Source organism: Ruegeria haliotis (genome assembly GCF_013377785.1).
Taxonomy (GTDB): Bacteria; Pseudomonadota; Alphaproteobacteria; order Rhodobacterales; family Rhodobacteraceae; genus Ruegeria; species Ruegeria haliotis.
The window spans coordinates 299068-315693 of the sequence record NZ_JABXWT010000001.1; the positions used below are offsets into that span (position 1 = coordinate 299068).

Annotated in this window: 20 protein-coding genes and 1 other RNA gene; 10 read left to right on the plus strand and 11 right to left on the minus strand. The window is 57.3% G+C overall.

Features of this window, described 5'->3' with window-relative positions; genetic code table 11:
• Positions 1 to 9: 9 nt before the first annotated feature.
• Complete coding sequence (locus HW561_RS01505) at positions 10 to 924, minus strand: 5-bromo-4-chloroindolyl phosphate hydrolysis family protein (protein WP_176861457.1); 915 nt, start codon at positions 922 to 924, stop codon at positions 10 to 12.
• 175 nt (positions 925 to 1099) lie between these two features.
• On the minus strand, positions 1100 to 1915 hold the full coding sequence (locus HW561_RS01510) for a pseudouridine synthase (protein ID WP_408015356.1): 816 nt from the start codon (positions 1913 to 1915) through the stop codon (positions 1100 to 1102).
• A 61-nt stretch (positions 1916 to 1976) separates the two neighbouring features.
• On the opposite strand from HW561_RS01510, the gene HW561_RS01515 reads away from it, so the two are divergent.
• A complete protein-coding gene (locus HW561_RS01515) occupies positions 1977 to 2441 on the plus strand; it encodes a nucleoside deaminase (protein ID WP_176861459.1) in 465 nt (154 codons plus the stop codon).
• A gap of 19 nt (positions 2442 to 2460) precedes the next feature.
• On the opposite strand, the gene HW561_RS01520 is transcribed toward HW561_RS01515, so the two are convergent.
• Positions 2461 to 3153, minus strand: coding sequence for a metal-dependent hydrolase (locus HW561_RS01520; protein WP_176861460.1), 693 nt, complete (start codon positions 3151 to 3153; stop codon positions 2461 to 2463).
• 58 nt (positions 3154 to 3211) lie between these two features.
• On the opposite strand from HW561_RS01520, the gene HW561_RS01525 reads away from it, so the two are divergent.
• A complete protein-coding gene (locus tag HW561_RS01525; RefSeq protein ID WP_176861461.1) occupies positions 3212 to 3919 on the plus strand; it encodes a ceramidase domain-containing protein in 708 nt (235 codons plus the stop codon).
• Here the strand turns inward: HW561_RS01525 and HW561_RS01530 are convergent.
• The 3 genes from HW561_RS01530 to HW561_RS01540 all read right to left on the minus strand — a co-directional run bounded on the left by HW561_RS01530 (position 3900) and on the right by HW561_RS01540 (position 5562).
• The gene (locus HW561_RS01530) at positions 3900 to 4589 is read right to left on the minus strand and encodes an SGNH/GDSL hydrolase family protein (RefSeq protein WP_328803222.1); all 690 of its coding nucleotides are present in this window, start codon (positions 4587 to 4589) and stop codon (positions 3900 to 3902) included. The two genes, HW561_RS01525 and HW561_RS01530, sit on opposite strands and share 20 nt — an antisense overlap.
• A 92-nt stretch (positions 4590 to 4681) precedes the next feature.
• Positions 4682 to 5248 carry a DUF4202 domain-containing protein gene (locus HW561_RS01535; RefSeq protein ID WP_176861463.1) on the minus strand — a complete coding sequence of 189 codons (567 nt, stop codon included), beginning with the start codon at positions 5246 to 5248 and terminating at the stop codon, positions 4682 to 4684.
• Between the two features lie 155 nt (positions 5249 to 5403).
• Positions 5404 to 5562, minus strand: coding sequence for a hypothetical protein (locus tag HW561_RS01540; RefSeq protein ID WP_176861464.1), 159 nt, complete (start codon positions 5560 to 5562; stop codon positions 5404 to 5406).
• 228 nt (positions 5563 to 5790) lie between these two features.
• Between HW561_RS01540 and gatC the strand changes: the two genes are divergently transcribed.
• From gatC to rnpB, 5 genes are all read left to right on the plus strand, one after another.
• Entirely contained in the window at positions 5791 to 6078 is a 288-nt protein-coding gene (gene gatC, locus HW561_RS01545; protein WP_170325838.1) for an Asp-tRNA(Asn)/Glu-tRNA(Gln) amidotransferase subunit GatC, read from the plus strand.
• Positions 6079 to 6081: 3 nt separating this feature from the next.
• Positions 6082 to 7569 carry an Asp-tRNA(Asn)/Glu-tRNA(Gln) amidotransferase subunit GatA gene (gatA, locus tag HW561_RS01550; RefSeq protein WP_176861465.1) on the plus strand — a complete coding sequence of 496 codons (1488 nt, stop codon included), beginning with the start codon at positions 6082 to 6084 and terminating at the stop codon, positions 7567 to 7569.
• 38 nt (positions 7570 to 7607) lie between these two features.
• Positions 7608 to 8321, plus strand: coding sequence for a hypothetical protein (locus HW561_RS01555; RefSeq protein ID WP_176861466.1), 714 nt, complete (start codon positions 7608 to 7610; stop codon positions 8319 to 8321).
• Entirely contained in the window at positions 8272 to 8991 is a 720-nt protein-coding gene (locus HW561_RS01560) for an N-acetylmuramoyl-L-alanine amidase (RefSeq protein WP_176861467.1), read from the plus strand. Before HW561_RS01555 ends, HW561_RS01560 begins: the two co-directional genes overlap by 50 nt.
• A 125-nt stretch (positions 8992 to 9116) precedes the next feature.
• Positions 9117 to 9514, plus strand: an RNA gene (rnpB, locus tag HW561_RS01565) — RNase P RNA component class A.
• A 218-nt stretch (positions 9515 to 9732) separates the two neighbouring features.
• On the opposite strand, the gene HW561_RS01570 is transcribed toward rnpB, so the two are convergent.
• Together HW561_RS01570 and rpmG are read right to left on the minus strand one after the other, a co-directional pair.
• The gene (locus HW561_RS01570) at positions 9733 to 10239 is read right to left on the minus strand and encodes a hypothetical protein (RefSeq protein WP_176861468.1); all 507 of its coding nucleotides are present in this window, start codon (positions 10237 to 10239) and stop codon (positions 9733 to 9735) included.
• A 217-nt stretch (positions 10240 to 10456) separates the two neighbouring features.
• Positions 10457 to 10624 (minus strand): 50S ribosomal protein L33, encoded by a 168-nt coding sequence (gene rpmG, locus HW561_RS01575; protein WP_007799108.1) that lies wholly within the window; start codon positions 10622 to 10624, stop codon positions 10457 to 10459.
• Between the two features lie 773 nt (positions 10625 to 11397).
• Here rpmG and HW561_RS01580 point away from each other — a divergent pair.
• A complete protein-coding gene (locus HW561_RS01580) occupies positions 11398 to 12033 on the plus strand; it encodes a DUF1326 domain-containing protein (RefSeq protein ID WP_176861469.1) in 636 nt (211 codons plus the stop codon).
• A gap of 11 nt (positions 12034 to 12044) precedes the next feature.
• On the plus strand, positions 12045 to 12875 hold the full coding sequence (locus HW561_RS01585) for a DUF2182 domain-containing protein (protein ID WP_176861470.1): 831 nt from the start codon (positions 12045 to 12047) through the stop codon (positions 12873 to 12875).
• A gap of 637 nt (positions 12876 to 13512) precedes the next feature.
• On the opposite strand, the gene HW561_RS01590 is transcribed toward HW561_RS01585, so the two are convergent.
• Together HW561_RS01590 and HW561_RS01595 are read right to left on the minus strand one after the other, a co-directional pair.
• Positions 13513 to 14250 carry a Bax inhibitor-1/YccA family protein gene (locus HW561_RS01590; RefSeq protein WP_176861471.1) on the minus strand — a complete coding sequence of 246 codons (738 nt, stop codon included), beginning with the start codon at positions 14248 to 14250 and terminating at the stop codon, positions 13513 to 13515.
• Positions 14251 to 14434: 184 nt separating this feature from the next.
• Entirely contained in the window at positions 14435 to 14644 is a 210-nt protein-coding gene (locus HW561_RS01595) for a DUF1127 domain-containing protein (protein WP_176861472.1), read from the minus strand.
• Between the two features lie 127 nt (positions 14645 to 14771).
• On the opposite strand from HW561_RS01595, the gene HW561_RS01600 reads away from it, so the two are divergent.
• Positions 14772 to 15653, plus strand: a complete 882-nt coding sequence (locus tag HW561_RS01600) for a LysR family transcriptional regulator (protein WP_176861473.1) — start codon at positions 14772 to 14774, stop codon at positions 15651 to 15653.
• Here the strand turns inward: HW561_RS01600 and HW561_RS01605 are convergent, their stop codons facing one another.
• Positions 15654 to 16616 (minus strand): NADPH:quinone oxidoreductase family protein, encoded by a 963-nt coding sequence (locus HW561_RS01605; protein ID WP_176861474.1) that lies wholly within the window; start codon positions 16614 to 16616, stop codon positions 15654 to 15656. It lies immediately after the preceding gene.
• Between the last annotated feature and the right edge of the window lie 10 nt (positions 16617 to 16626).

Below are 16626 nucleotides of genomic sequence, written 5' to 3' on the forward strand. Positions count from 1 at the left end.
AGTGGCCGGTCAATCCAACCGGACGCCTTCGCGTTGCAGTCTTTCGCGCAACACGTCGATTTCGACCGTCAGATCACTGCGGTCATCCAATAGCAGTTTGCGCGTGCGCGCCGCGAAATTCTGTTCCAAATCGTCCAGCAAAGCAGAATAATCTGCCAGTGCCTGCGCATCCCGGGTGCGGGCATAGACGTCCGCGAATTTCACCGTCGCGTCGCGCGCGCCTTGCAGGTAGACGGTCAGGTATTTCCGGGCACCGGCCAGATCACGTGGATCTTCCTCGACCGTGCGAAACAGGTCGCGGGCCGTGTCTTGAAAACGCTCGACCCGTGCCTCGATCCGGCGATCGCCCGCGCGCTTGATCGCGTCTGTCATTTCCGTCAGATGAGTCTCGGCATCTTCAACCACGCGCGCGACACGATCTTGCTGAAAGGTGTCGATGCCCTCCATCCCTTTGTCCTTCAAAGGGTCCAGACCAAACGACGCCGAATGCAGCGCGGTCGCTGCTAAGCCAAACAAGATCGGGGCCAACAGGCTGACCTGCGAGGCTGCATCGGCATCCAAATACTCAGTTCGGTACGAGGCCAGAGCCGCGCCAAGCCCAGTCAGGGCACTGGCGAACAGCTTGCGCGGAAACGCCGGTCGCCGGGCTGTGCGGCGGGCGTTAAACGCGGCCTCGGCTCGCAATCCCTCGCGCAGCATGAAAGCGGCCGCGGTGAGCAAACCTGCCGCCACAAGCCCCATCGTCATGCCGATGGCGCCGTCGTTCAAAGATAAGAATACCAGTGGAATGGCGGGCAGGAACAGAATGTTTGCGCGTGCGCCTGCAGGTTCGACCCGCGCGCCATCGAATTGCCCACGCTGTAGTGGCTCATTGGACGAAGGCTCATCCTGGGGGCTGAATTTTCCACCATACCTTTTGGCCATGCGCTATAAGCCCCCCAAAAGGCCAGTGCAGACGCCAAACAGCAGCACCAGAAGGGCCGCATAGGCCAGTTTTTGCACTCCGGTACCGGACATGACGACCCCCAAATAGCAGCATTCACAGAAAATTTAGTGGATGCGCGGGCTTGGCGCTAGGGGGAAGGTTGGCAAACCCACATCACTTGCGAGGTTTCTTGCCTATCGGAGGCCGTTTTCTTTGCGGGCGCGCCGGGCGTTTCGGGGTTTCTTCAGGACTAGCATCTGCATCCAGACCCAATTGATCGCGCATCACGCGGCGTCGAATTTCTTCGACTTCGCCCGGTTTCAGGCTGCCCAACTGAAATGGACCGTATGAGACTCGCAGCAGCCGGTTCACGGTGTAGCCGATATCTTCGATCGCGCGGCGGATCTCTCGGTTTTTGCCTTCACGCAGACCGATGGTCAGCCACGCATTTGCGCCCTGTTGACGATCCAGTGTTACGGTCATCGGCTGGAACCGCTCGCCTTCGACTACCATCCCCTTCCGCAGGGGGGCGAAGTCTTCGTCTTTCGGACGGCCATTCACGCGGACGCGGTATTTCCGCAACCAGCCTGTCGCCGGGAGTTCCAACTGACGTTTGATGCCCCCGTCATTCGTCAACAGCAACAAACCTTCCGAATTCAGGTCCAGCCGTCCGACACTCATGACCCGAGGCAAATCTTCGGGCAGTTTGTCGAAAATCGTGGCGCGGCCTTTTTCGTCCCGGGCGGTTGTGACCAGGCCGGAGGGCTTGTGATACAGCCACAGGCGCGAGGGTTCTGGTTCCGACACCGGTTTACCGTCCACAGTGATTTTGTCTTTGTCGGTGACGTTCAGGGCTGGGCTTTCGATAGCCTTGCCATTGACCGAAACTCGGCCTGCTTCAATCATGCGTTCGGCCTCGCGGCGCGAGGCGACGCCCGCGCGGGCCAGGACTTTGGCGATACGGTCGCCGGGAAGAGGGGTGTTGCTCATGCAAGGGCCATAACGCATCCCGCCCGCTTGCGAAAGGCAGGTTTCTGATGCAGTCAGGGGCATGGTGTTCAGATCGCATATGGACAAAGCGCTGGAACAGGCGCGCGCGGCAGCGGATCGCGGTGAGGTGCCGGTTGGTGCCGTCATCGTCGCACCGGATGGCCGGGTTGTGGCCGCGGCGGGAAACCGGACACGGGAATTGAATGACCCAACCGCGCATGCCGAGATTCAGGCGCTACGGGCAGCTTGCGCCGATGCCGGGTCCGAGCGACTGCCGGATCACGACCTTTACGTCACGCTGGAACCCTGCGCGATGTGCGCCGCTGCGCTGGCCGCTGCACGTATCCGGCGGATTTATTATGGTGCGGCAGATCCGAAATCCGGTGGCGTGGCGCATGGTGCGCGCGTGTTCTCGCACCCGCAATCGCATCATGCCCCCGAGATCTATGACGGCATCGCAAGCGAGGAATCTGCCGCGATTTTGAAGGCATTCTTTGAGGCGCGCCGAAAGGATGCGCCGGACTGATCCGGCACATGCCCCTGGTCTAAAGAGTGATCGCCTGCATCAGCTGGGGTTCGATCACATCGATACCCGGCAACCCGTCAACCAACTCTTGCGCGGATTGTTCGAGAATGGGGAAGGTCTTGTAATGGCAGGGAATCACTGTCTTGAAGTTGAAATACCGCTTGGCGGCATAGGCCGTGGCTTTCATATCCATGGTGAAATGACCGCCCGCCGACAGGATGCCGATATCGGGTTTGTAGTAATCCCCCATCCAATCCATGTCCGCCATGATATCCGTGTCGCCCGAAACGTAAACCATGTGCCCTTCGGCCGCGATCATGAACCCGACCTCGCTGCCGCCGGTGCGCAGCCCATCGGGTGTTGAGAAGGTTGAGCTGTGTGACGCGGGCACCATTGTGACTTTGATGCCGTTCAGATCAACAGTGCCGCCTTTGTTGAACCCAATGGTCTCGATGCCTTCGGCCTCGCTCCAATACCCCATCAAGTCGTACTGACCGACAACTGGCACGTTCAGATGTTTGGCCAGGGGCAGCACGTCTACTACGTGGTCGAAATGCGTATGCGTCAGCAGAATGTGGGTGGCCCCCTCGACGGCCGTATCATGCTGTGTTTCTGGCAGGACGGGGTTCCCCGTCAGCCAAGGATCAATCAGCAGCACCTGACTTTCGGTTTCGATGCGGAAGCTGCCATGGCCCAGCCAAATGATGTTCATCAAAATTCCTCCCAAACATGCTGTTGGAAGCAGCCTAGCATCGGCTATGTAAAATTCCATGGATTGGATGCAGGAAATCGACGGCTATTGTGAGCGGTTGTCGCCCGACTATTGGGCGGAACCCATCAATGCGGTTACGAATGCCGCCTTTTTGATCGCGGCCTGGATCATGTGGCGGCGCGTGCGAGGGCAAGAGATGCCTCTGGCCATGGTTTTGATCGCGCTATTGGCGATCATTGGGATTGGCAGCTTTCTGTTTCATACGCACGCTCAGGTTTGGGCCGCGATTGCGGATACAACGCCCATCGCGCTGTTCATTCTGGTCTATATATTTGCTGTGAACCGGGACGTCTGGCGGATGTCACCTGCTTACGCGTTAGGGGGAACCATGCTGTTCTTTCCCTACGTGATTGCGACGATTCCTTTGTTTCGGTTGGTCCCGGGTCTTGGTGGGTCGGCGGGGTATGCGCCGGTTCCACTGCTGATTCTGATCTATGCGCTTCTGCTGCGGAACAGAGAGCCGCAGGTTGCCCGAGAGATGAGCATCGGTGCGCTCATCCTGATTTCATCCATAGCTTTCCGCGCTTTGGACGCCCCAATCTGCGGTCAATTTTCGATGGGCACACATTTTATCTGGCACATCCTGAATGCAATCACGCTTGGCTGGATGATCGAGGTGTATCGGAGAGTTGTCCTGCGGAAACGTGCTGCAGATAGTTTGATATCGAAGTTACAAACCGGTGGAGTCAGAGGCCTTCGTTCTTGATGATCTCGGCGACCCGCTCGCCGATAATTCGGCTTGATTTGCGCGAGGGGTGGATCAGGTCGAACGAGAAGTAAGAAGGATCCCCGGGATGTGCGACGTCTTGCATGGATGCAAACGTGATCCCGTCTTCCTGCTGGGCCAGCTTTGCGATGCGGGCCTCAAACTCATCACCTTCGGATTTGCAATGCTCGATCGGCGTGATCAGATTCGGGCTGCGTAAATAGCCGACATAGATGACTCGAGTCCCCCGGCTTCGAATCTGCCGCAGGAACTGCGGGATCTGCCCACTTTGACCATCCGCCGAGATCATGTTGTCCAGAACGGCGTCGCATCTCATGCACCCGCATCCTAACATCAGATCGTTACCACCGCCGTTGACGACCGCCCAGTTCCAATTACCTTCGACAAACTGCGCTTGTACGCCGGTTTTGGGTTTTCCTTCCGCGTTGAATTGGGTTTGGAGCCATGCGGCGGACACCGTTCGGTCAACGACCGGAGCGCCGATGTTCTCTTCGATCACATCCGGGATGGAAGAGCCGGATGTTGAGTTCCAAGCCATGAGAGAATCACCGACAGCGATGACTTTCGCAGTCGGTTGGTTGGCTGGCATCTCCTGACACCCAAGCAGATAGCTAAGCAACCCGACAAGGAGAATGAGTTTTCTGGACATGTACGATCTGGATTCCGGAGTTCCCTACTGATCCAATGGGACAGGTAAATGGTAAACGCATTGTTAACCGTACAAAAAAACACGCGGGTTCTTTATCTGTCCTGAAACGCCGCGGCCAGATGATCAGGCAGATCAAACTCGTTCAGAACCCGCGCCCGACCTTCAGCAGACATCTTACGCGCCGTTTTTTCTACAATGCGTTGGATCTTTTCCGCCGAGTGCTTCGCGGCAAAGGGTTGGAAATACCATTTGAGGAAAACAAAGCAGATCACGTCCTCAAGCGCTTGCACTTCGTCGTCGCGCTTGATGCCTTCTTTACGCAACATCCGTGCAGAAGCTTCGGTCTGTTCGGCGCCGTATCCGCCTTTAGTCATCAGCGATTTTACCACATCAGCGTGATGCACCGCCTGTGCCTTGCGCCAGGTCAGATAGCCCACGCGTCCGTCGGGGTATTCGCTGCGCGCCAGTTTCCAACGTTCCACATGTTGTCCGCGCGCCGCGATCTGCAATGCGTCCGAGGCATCCGGGAACAGGCGATCAAGCTCGACGCTCATGCGTTGACCATAAAGCAACGCCTCGGGCTGACCGTCTTCGATGTTGGGGTCTTGTGTGTTGGCCGCATCGATTGCGTCCAGAACCGCTTGCTTGCGCGCGCTCATATTCCGCTCCATTGGCTTGCTTGAACCGCGGCTTAAACGTGCGGTTCTATTGATCATTCCGTGCCATGATAGCGGTTTGGTGCAGCGGGCGCAGCAGCCAATTGCGTGGCAGCCGGGTCAGCGGGGGGTACTCTGACCCGGCTGCAGCGGGCCTTTTACTTGCCCGGTTTAACCTGATCCTGCGTGACCGGCTCCGAGATAGGGGTCGGAAAGGTCAGCGTGCGCGTCAGGTTGCTTGTGTCGATGCCCATCGCCATGACCGGTGCGGCCATAATGGTGGCGGACAGAATTGCGGCTGTGATGAACGTTTTCATTTTTTATCTCCGGTTTTGTGCTGTAATACAAGATAAAAATGAACGGTTCAGTTCAGTTTTTCAAGACGTGAAGTGAACCAATCAGTTTACTTTTTTGCATACCGGCTATTCAATATTGAATGGCAATTAGCGCGGTGGACTGGAATCTTGGACCAGCAGGGGCTCCAGCGGTCTTGCGACCGGTGCGACAGACAGGTAAATGCCCCATAACGTATATGAGGGAAGCCGATGTCGATTGACCAAAGCACCGCCGCCAAAGTGGCCAAACTGGCCCGGATCAAGGTCGAGGATGACGCGCTGCCGGCGCTGGCATCCGAATTCAACACCATCCTTGGATTTATCGAGCAACTGAACGAAGTGGATGTCGAGGGCGTCGAGCCGATGGTGTCGGTCGAGCCGATGCGCCTGAAGCGCCGCGAAGATGTCGTCACCGACGGCAACCAGCAGGACAAGGTTCTGGCCAACGCCCCTGACGCGCGCGAGGGCTTTTTCGCAGTCCCCAAAGTGGTGGAGTAAGACATGAGCGATCTGAACAAACTGGGTCTGGCCGAGGCCCGCGACGCGCTGCGCAAGGGTGACGTGACTTCGGTCGAGCTGACCGAGTCCTGCCTGAAGGCCATCGACGCCGCCGACGCGCTGAATGCCTTTGTCCACAAGACGCCTGAAATCGCGCTGGAACGCGCCAAGGCGGCGGACGCGCGTATCAAGGATGGAGACGCACCATCCATGTGCGGCTTGCCGATTGGCATCAAGGATCTGTTCTGCACCAAGGGCGTGCCTTCGCAGGCGGCGTCCAAGATTCTGGAAGGGTTCAAGCCCGAATACGAATCCACGGTTTCACAGCAGCTGGCTGATGCGGGCGCGGTGATGCTGGGCAAGTTGAACATGGATGAATTCGCCATGGGCTCGTCCAATGAAACATCCATTTATGGCAACGCTGTCAGCCCGTGGCGGCGTGGCAATGACGATGCACAGCTGACACCGGGTGGGTCGTCCGGCGGCTCGGCTTCTGCTGTGTCGGCTGATCTGTGCCTGGCAGCAACCGGTACCGATACCGGTGGGTCAATTCGCCAACCCGCTGCGTTTGTTGGCATTACCGGTATCAAGCCCACCTACGGACGTTGCTCGCGCTGGGGTATCGTTGCATTCGCCTCGTCGTTGGATCAGGCCGGACCGATGACCAAGAACGTGCGCGATGCGGCAATCATGCTGGAAACCATGTGCGGCCATGATCCCAAGGATTCGACCAGCACCGAACTGGCTGTACCGAATTTCGAGGCGATGTTGACCGGCGACATCAAGGGCAAGAAGATCGGTATCCCCAAGGAATACCGTATGGACGGTATGTCCGCCGAGATCGAAAAACTCTGGACCGACGGGGCCGCGATGCTAAAGGATGCAGGGGCCGAGATCGTCGACATCTCTTTGCCTCACACCAAATACGCATTGCCTGCGTACTATGTGATCGCACCGGCCGAGGCGTCCTCGAACCTCGCACGCTATGACGGCGTTCGCTATGGTCGTCGGGCGACTTTAGCACAGGGTGACGGCATCACTGAGATGTACGAAAAAACGCGCGCCGAAGGGTTCGGCCACGAGGTTCAGCGCCGCGTGATGATCGGCACTTATGTACTGTCGGCAGGCTTCTACGATGCTTACTACAACCGGGCGCGCCGTGTTCGAACCCTGATCAAGAAAGACTTCGAGGATGTGTTTGCCGCAGGGATCGACGCGATCCTGACCCCGGCAACGCCGTCCGCCTCGTTTGGTCTGGGTGAAATGACCGAGGCCGATCCGGTTCAAATGTACCTGAATGATGTCTTCACGGTCACGGTGAACCTGGCAGGGCTGCCCGGCATTTCCGTACCTGCTGGTCTGGACAAACAGGGCCTGCCTTTGGGTCTGCAGCTGATCGGACGGCCTTGGGACGAGGGCGATCTGCTCAACACCGCTTATGCGCTGGAGAACGCGGCCGGATTTGTGGCCAAGCCCGGGAAATGGTGGTAAGCCTCAGGCTGCCAGAACAACAGATACGGAGCCGCAGTATGCGCTTTTTGCTTCTGATCCCGACCATCGCACTTGTGGCCGCGTGTGACACGGTCGCACCGGTCGAGGGCACGGGGTTCAACACGCCGCAATACCAGGCGCAGCGTGAGGCGCAGTTGGCCGGGCAGGGGGTCGCGGGCAATCCGTTGCTTGCGCCTGTCGACGTCTCGCAGGAAACACTTGGAAATCCGGGTGCGGTGTCGGCATTCCCAACCGCGACCGGGGCAAACGCTGACATCGCCAATCAGGCGGCGGCAGCCTTGGCGGGGACGCCGGGACAGGAAACGGCGGCTCCGACATCGATACCGGTCGCAGGCAACACAGGTATTTCCGACGAACAGGACTTCGCTGCTGTCTCTGGCCGCCGCACTATCGAATCCGATGCAGCTCTGATCCAACAGAACCGTCAAACCTATGAGGTTGTGGCCCCGACCGCCGTGCCTGAACGAGGTAGCGATGGGCAGCCCAACATCGTGCAATACGCGATCAGTACGTCGAACCCGGTTGGAACCCAGCTGTATAGTCGGGCAGGGTTCAACTTACAGGCCAAGGCGCAGCGCAACTGCGCCCAGTTCCCGTCTTCAGATCAGGCGCAGATTGAGTTTCTGTCCAACGGCGGCCCGCAGCGTGATCGCAAGGGGCTGGACCCCGATGGTGATGGGTATGCCTGCAGCTGGGATCCCAGCCCGTTCCGCAGTGCCGTCAACAACTGATCCGCTGACGCCGATCTGGCACCCATCGCCCAATTTCGGCCCGCGCAGAGATGGGTTGAAGCCGTCACTCATTGTGCTGCACTACACCGCCATGAGCAGCGCCGTTGAGGCGGTGGAGCGTCTTTGTGATCCTGAAGTTGAAGTTTCTGCCCACTATTTGATTGGTGCAAACGGTACGCTTTGGCAGATGGTAAAGGAACAAGAGCGTGCCTGGCATGCCGGGGCCGGAGAGTGGCACAGCAAGGATGACATCAACTCGCGTTCTATCGGCATCGAGCTGGACAACCGGGGTGATCATCCCTTCTCGGCACGGCAGATGACAGTTTTGGAAACGCTGCTGAAAGAGATTATGGTACGCTGGTCAATGCAGCCATCGAGTGTCATCGGTCATTCTGATATGGCCCCCGGCCGAAAATCTGATCCCGGTCCGCGCTTTGACTGGCAGAGACTCGAGCGTCAGGGATTGGCTTCCCGTCGCGGACATGGTGAAGGCCCGCAAGATGCGCCGAACGACATATTCCGTGCTTTGGCGCGGGACGCCGGTTTCAGTGCCAATGTCGACGATGACACACTGCTCACCGCCGTCCGTCTTCGGTTTCGCCCGTGGGGAAAAGGCCCGCTGGAGCCCGCAGACTTTACTCCGCTCGGGCACACCGCCCCCTGGACCTGATCCACTGCTTCATCTGGCTCAAAATACCTCGGGGTTGAATTGGCCGCAGGCCAAGAAGGGGCTGGCCCCTTCACGCCCTTTCCGCACTTGACGCCCATGGCCACACACCCTACCCACGACCTCGCGCGGAGGGCCGGATGGCCGCTGGGGTTTACGCCCGAGAGGAAAGTCCGGACTCCACAAGACAACGGTGCCGGGTAACGCCCGGGCGGGGAAACCCGACGGAAAGCGCCACAGAAATCAGACCGCCCCGGGCTTCGGTCCGAGGTAAGGGTGAAACGGTGGGGTAAGAGCCCACCGCGCCGCTGGCAACAGTGGTGGCACGGCAAGCCCCACCGGGAGCAATGCCAAATAGGGTCCCCGCGCGGGCAGGTCGGCGTCAGCCGATACCACCGCTAAGCACGTCTTGGCCGAGAGGGACCGGGTTGGCAGCTTGAGCCGCGCAGCAATGCGCGGCCTAGAGGAATGGTCATCGAAGGGGGCAACCCCGGAACAAGATCCGGCTTACAGGCCCTCCGCGCGTTTACACTCGGCCATCTGGTGGCGCATAAGCTCCGGTCAGTTGGGCAGTTCTTTCGGTGATGGACATGAACTCATCCGCTGTCCAGGCACGGACCATTTCAACCTTGGACACCGCGTCCGAACAAGCCCACCAAAAGACGGGCGCATAATCATAGCTGCCGAAACAAAAAAGGCCCCCGCCGTTGCCGGTGGAGGCCTTCTTGGAAAGTGGGCAGAATATTAGCTGCAGTTCAACGGAACCGCAAAGCCCGAGCTGCGTTCAGACGTACCCTTGCGGAACACATCACCGGCTGGCAGGCATCCGGTAAATTGCTCAGTCTCACTGCCGAAGCTTGCTCCGATTGAGTTATCAACCCTCACGCTATTGGTCGAAGTGCGCAACACGCCGAACAGGGTGCCGTTAACACTCACGGTGCTGAGAAACAGGTTTGTGTCGCTACCTGACAATTTAACAGCGTTGGCATCTGTACGCCCGCCATTATCGATGGCCACGCTTGCCACTTTGGACGGATCAACCTGGTCTGACAGAATCGAAACCGTAGGCAGTTCTGCCAGTTCCGCAGGAACGTTTGTTGCAGGCGGGACAAAGGCTACGGTTCCCGGGACATCCGAGACCGTGCGCGGCTCGCCATCGATTCCGGTAAACCCGACACCCTGGCGATTAAACGGGTCTTCACAGGCCGACAGAGTCAGGACGGCGATTGTGGACAACAAGATTTTTTTCATGGCGGTCAACATTTTGTGGCGGTTTGCTCAACCGTACTTGCAGGCTGACGTAAAAAGCAAGCCGCAGGTGAATCGATTGGCCGCGATGCTGATGCGTCACTGCAACGGCCCAACTGGCGGACGATGTCAGCCAATGCCTCGCTTCCACATTACAATCGCAATGAAAAAGGGCTCTGCCAAAGCAGAACCCTTTAAAAAGTCCAATTGGAATGGCAGATTACTTAATCTTGCCTTCCTTGTACTCGACATGTTTACGAACAACCGGGTCGTATTTACGAACGGTCATTTTCTCGGTCATGGTGCGAGCGTTTTTCTTGGTCACGTAGAAGTGGCCCGTGCCCGCGGTCGAGTTCAGACGGATCTTGATTGTCGTCGGCTTCGCCATGGTTATCTCCTGCGTCCGAAAAGGCAGGGGCCTTTCGGTTGAATTCCTATGAGCGTGCGCTTTTACCCGGTCGCACGCCCGAGTCAACCTGAATCGGTCGTTCCACCTCACAATTCCTGCACCGTTGGCAATCACAGGTAATCGGGGTCTCGTTTAACCCATTCGGCCGGCTTTTCGTCGCACGTGACCAACTAACCAGCCATTTGGAAAGTGGGGCGCTCCGACTGACCTTCAAGCCAATTTTGAGAACGGGTCTGATTGCCGGGAACAAGCCCGAGTTAAAATCTCACATAACAATGTGTCTTGAACGGCATTTGAAACGGCAACACGCTACCAACTCGGTTCATTTTCACCTGGGCACGAGCACGAGATCAGAACCTTATTGCAGCGCGAAACGAGAACCCTGTTCTTAGCATACTTGCCTCAATGCTTGACCTGACCGACAGGTTCGAAGACTGATTGAGCAGAAATTTGGCAGGACAACCCGCAAAGAGTTACGACTGCGATGCCGATCCGGTCAAGGTACGGCAGGTTGTCCGCAGTCTTTTGGCGGACTGGTCCACAGTAAGGTCCCTGGTCGAAAGATATGGCGATCGGTCCGTTGGTATCCTGCAACCTCACGCCTACGAATTTGGAGTACGCACCCATTCCTGATACTGTGCCGCCGTTCCATCAATTCAAGAAGCCAACTTCAGGCTCGACCAGTGAGGCACCAGAAACGGGCAACGTGCTCTGACAGCAGAGTTTTTAGACACGATATTTTGGGGGCTATCATGACAGATTGGATTATTCAGGGTGAAGAATTGGCCAATTGCAATTGCAACTACGGGTGCCCTTGCCAGTTCAGTGTTCTTCCGACCCATGGAAACTGCGAGGCCGTCGTTGTTTTCAGTATCGACAGTGGCCAATACGGCGACACAGATCTGGCGGGCCTGAAAGCTGCAGGTGTGTACTATTGGCCGGGGCCTATTCACGAGGGCAATGGTCAGATGCAACTGATCATCGATGACAAAGCCAATGCCGATCAACGCGCCGCCCTGCAAGCGATCATGACCGGCGAGGACACCGACGAAATGGCAACCATGTGGTACGTCTACAGCGCGATGTCCCCCACAAAACACGAGACATTGTTCATTCCGATTGAACTGAATTGGAACCGCGAAGAAAGAACTGGATTCGCAAAGGTGCCCGGAGTGTTCGATGTTGAGGTCAGACCGATCCCCCATATCGTCTCGGGCGCACCTCACAGAGCCTCGATACAGCTGCCAAACGGGTTTGAATACCGTCACGCTGAATCCGCCTCGGGGTCGGCCAAAACCAATGGCGGCGCAATCACCCTGTCGTTTGATGCCACGCATGCGCATCTGGCGCACCTGAACATATCGGGTCATGGCGTTTTGGGCGCTTGACCGAGGCTCAGATGTCAAAAACATCCAACCTGCCTCGCGCAGGTGCGGTTGAGCGGATTCTACGAAAAGACAAGGTAATTGTTCTTGGCTGCGTGGTCCTGCTGGTCCTTGGGGCTGGTTGGTACACGATTGCCGGGATCGGCATGACGATGTCCGCGGTCGAAATGACCGGAATGGCCGGTCCAATCGGCGCCCCGATGCAGATGGGAGACCCGCCAAGTTGGAGCCTGTTTCACTGTGTCATGATCTTTTTCATGTGGTGGGTCATGATGATTGCCATGATGACACCCAGTGCCGCGCCCACCGTTCTTTTATTTTCGGCGATCAAGCGTGTGGGACCCGAGAAAGACAGAACAGCCCTGTTCAGCCTGTGTTTTCTGTTTGGTTACCTTATCGCCTGGGCGGCCTTCAGCCTTGCCGCAACCGGCGCGCAATGGGGGTTTGAGAAAATCGGGCTGTCGGATGGCCCGATGATGACGATCCGCTCAAGGATTTTCGCGGGCTTGGTCCTGATTGCAGCGGGTGCCTATCAACTCTCGGGCTTCAAGAACGCCTGCCTTCGACATTGTCAAAGCCCGGCACAGTTTCTGGCGGACCACAACAGACCCGGATGGTCAGGTGCGCTTCGGACTGGCGCTTTGCACGGGTCCTACTGTCTTGGCTGCTGCTGGGCCTTGATGCTGTTGCTGTTTGTGGGTGGGATCATGAATCTCTATTGGATTGTCGCCGTCGCCGGGTACGTCGCGATTGAAAAGCTGATGCCAAGGGCACAGTGGCTTGTCCCGACCTCCGGTGCGGCACTGATCGGCGCGGGCGTCTGGGTGATCGCAACCCTCTTTTAACCGACTCAGGGATCGGCCGAATTACAGATCTCGCCTGACTTTGATTGAAAGGGCGTACCAGTGCCTATTTTCCTTACCAATGCACCGTCAGAAAATTCCTTTTGCATTATGGAAAGATGCAGGAGTGTCACGCTGCGGCCCTTCCGTGCCATGGCAATGGACTCAATACAACTTTCGCATTGTAGGGTCGCCCCACATCAGTCGCGTGCTTGCCGAGTTTCCCGCTTACAATCCCGAGCCAGTAATGCTGCGAAGTGTTCGAGAGCTTTTCGAACCGTTGAAGGGGCGTGAGAGCAAGAGGCGAGGTGGGTTCGTCCAATCCCTCAGTCGATTCGAAGACAGCGTATTCCTATCGATCGGTGTGTGCCCCTGCTTGTGGTCGTTCATACGCGTGGTACTTGAAAGCGCAGAACTTCATTGCGTGGCAATGTAAATTCTCTGAGTAAAGGTTCTTGGGTATGCGCATGTAAACATTCGCTGGTTTTTGACATCCGAAGTTTTTCACTTCCGGATATAAAATACCGACCAACCTTCTACAGTTGCCCAGTCTTAAAAATTGCTTTGTTGGAACAAAAAAATCCTGCCAAAGCAGCGCCCTGGCAGGATTGGTGATGTCTATCAGAGACGAGGGTAAGCTTTACTCTCTGTTCCCCAAAAGTTGTAGCAGGAACATGAACATGTTGATGAAGTCCAGATACAGGTTCAAAGCGCCCATGATGGCGGCTTTGCCCAGCCATTCCTGATCGCCAGCTTGTGCCATCTGCAGGTAGGTGGTCTTGATCTTCTGCGTGTCGTAAGCAGTCAGGCCAGCAAAGATCAGGACGCCCAGAATAGACACCGCGAACATGATGGCGGGGGACTGCAGGAACAGGTTGATCACCATGGCAACAATCAGGCCGATCACACCCATCATCAGGAATGTGCCCATGCCGGACAGATCTTTTTTGGTCACGTAGCCATACAGCGACAGACCCGCAAAGGCGATCGAGGTCACCAGAAAGACCTGCGCGATCGAGACGCCGGTGAAGGCCACAAAGATCCAGCTCATGGACAGGCCCATGACGGCGGCGAATGCATAGAAGAACAACTGTGCAGCTGCGGCTGACATGCGGTTGATGCCAGCGCTAAAGCCAAACACCATGGCCAGCGGGGCAAACATCACGATCCAACCCAGAATGTTAGGGCTCAGCGTGACCGGATCACGGAACACGGACAGCAGCTGCGGGGTGGAGCCAACGGCCCATGCCACAGCAAATGTGATCAGCATGCCGACGGACATCGTGCCGTAGACTTTGTTCATGTGGGCGCGCAGGCCCTCGTCGATCTCGGCGGCGCGCGCGCCGGAAGCCGTCCGGATCGTGTCGAATTGTGCCATTAAAGGGTCTCCCTTCACATATTCCTAATACGCCCCGACGAAGCCGGACCGCTTTCCCTGCAAATATCGGCAACTGCAGGCTGTGTTTCAAGAGTTTACCGCACAAAACCGACTAAAACGCACAACAAAAATGGCAACCCACCGCAGTGGGTTGCCAAAATGATGCTATAGCGCTGATTTTTGGTTACTTATGCCAAAATTGTGGCGCATCCCAAACCGGGCGACGGGCCTCTGTGTCGGCTTCGAGGCGGGTTACGCCGATATCTTTCAGCGCGCGATCATCCAGCCGAGCCAGGCAACGACGTTGACGCAGCAGAGAGACCGCTTGTGTGATCATGCCCAAGCCGAATTTTCTTGAGGGCTTGCAGGGGTGATGGATTGCAATTTGGGTCATAGTAGTTGTCCTTTCTGCAATTTGCGATGGTTTTGTCGATTACCATCAAGTTCCTTGATTGATATGGAGGAATATGACATATTTTAAAAACGAATATTTATGATGGCATCCATAAGGAATCGTGAAGATGCGGAATCTGGACATAACCACCTTGCGCTCTTTCGTGGCAGTGGCGGATCAGGGCGGAGTAACGCGGGCTGCTGGGTTTTTGCACCTGACACAATCGGCGGTTTCAATGCAGCTGAAACGTCTTGAGGAACTGCTGGGGTTGGAGCTGTTGGACCGCAGCGGTCGGACTATCGCGCTGACTGCCTCGGGCGAGCAATTGCTGGCTTATGCCCGTCGTATGATTGCATTGAATGACGAGATTATTTCCAAACTCACCGATCAGGCGTTCGAAGGCGAAGTGGTTCTGGGTGTGCCTCATGACATTGTGTACCCGGCGATCCCACGGGTTCTGCAACGGTTCAACGCGGATTTCCCGCGGGTCCGGGTGCAATTGGTGTCATCCTATTCGTTACAATTGAAAGACATGTACAAACGCGGCGAGTGCGATGTGATCCTTACGACCGAGGCCACGACGGCCGACGGTGCCGAGACCATCGCCGAACTACCGCTGCGCTGGATTGGTGCACCCGGAGGATCGGCCTGGCGCAAGCGCCCTCTGCCACTGGCGCTTGGGCGGCGTTGCCTGTTCAGGCCGCAGGTAATCTCGGCGCTGGACGCGGCCGGGATTCCCTGGGAATTGTCGGTAGAAACCGAAAATGACCGCACTATCGAGGCCACGGTCAGCGCAGATCTGGCGGTGCACGCGATGTTGGACGGGACTGAGGCCGCCCATCTGGAGCAAATCGAAACCGGTGGGGTCTTACCCGAACTACCAGCCCACAAGATCAATCTGTACGGCGGCGATTCCGGACGCGATGCCGTGGTCGAGGCGCTGGCTGCGTTGGTGCGGCAGAACTTCCGTATGCTGGGTGGTAGCCCGCTGAGAGCCGTAGCAGGGTGATCAGGGACAGGGTGTAATCACGATCTTGCCGGTCGATTTGCGCCCTTTCAGTAGCTGTAGGCCTTCTTCGACGTCCCGAAGGGGAAGCACATGGCTGATATGGGGCTTGATTCGACCTTCTGTGTGCCAGCGAAACAGAGTGTTGAAGCTGCGTCGAACGATCTCGGGCCGGAAGTTCAGGTAACCACCGATATAAAAGCCAATCACCGTCAGGTTCTTGACCAGAAGGTGATTGGCTGGAATCTGCGGAACCTCACCCCCCGCAAATCCGATGGGCAGCAAACGTCCCTCTGGGTTGGTGGCACGAAAGGCCGCTTTGAACACATCCCCACCGATCGCGTCATAAACAACATCTGCGCCGCCCAAGGCCTTGACGCGATCCCGCAAATCTTCGGATGCGTCAACAAGGTGATCGGCACCAGCAGCACGGGCAACGGCCAGTTTCTCTTCTCCGCGCGCGTGCGCGATCACGGTCGCACCCATCAATTTGCCAATCTCAACCGCCGTCAATCCGACCCCACCTGCAGCCCCGGTGACCAACAGGGTTTCCCCGGGCTGCAGCTTGGCCCGATGATCCAGCGCGATATGACTGGTCCCATAGGCAATCTGTATTGCCGCGGCGTCCTCAAAACTGGTCGAGTCAGGTAGAAGGATCGCGCGGTCTGCATCGAAAACACCGAACTCAGCCAATCCCCCGTGACCAGAGTAAACCGCAATCCGGTCTCCGCGTTTCAGGTTTGAGACATCGCCCCCAACCTCGTCCACAACACCCGCAATCTCCATCCCTTGCGTAAAGGGGGCAGGGGGCGTGTCTTGATAAGTGCCTTTCTGCATAAGAAGGTCGGCAAAGTTCAATCCGCAGGCTTTTATGGCGACCCGCACCTGACCCGCGCCCGGGCGTGGAACGTCTGTTTCACAAAGTCGGGGCGGGGCCCCTTCGTGTTGAATGCGGTACGCAAGCATATGGCCGCCT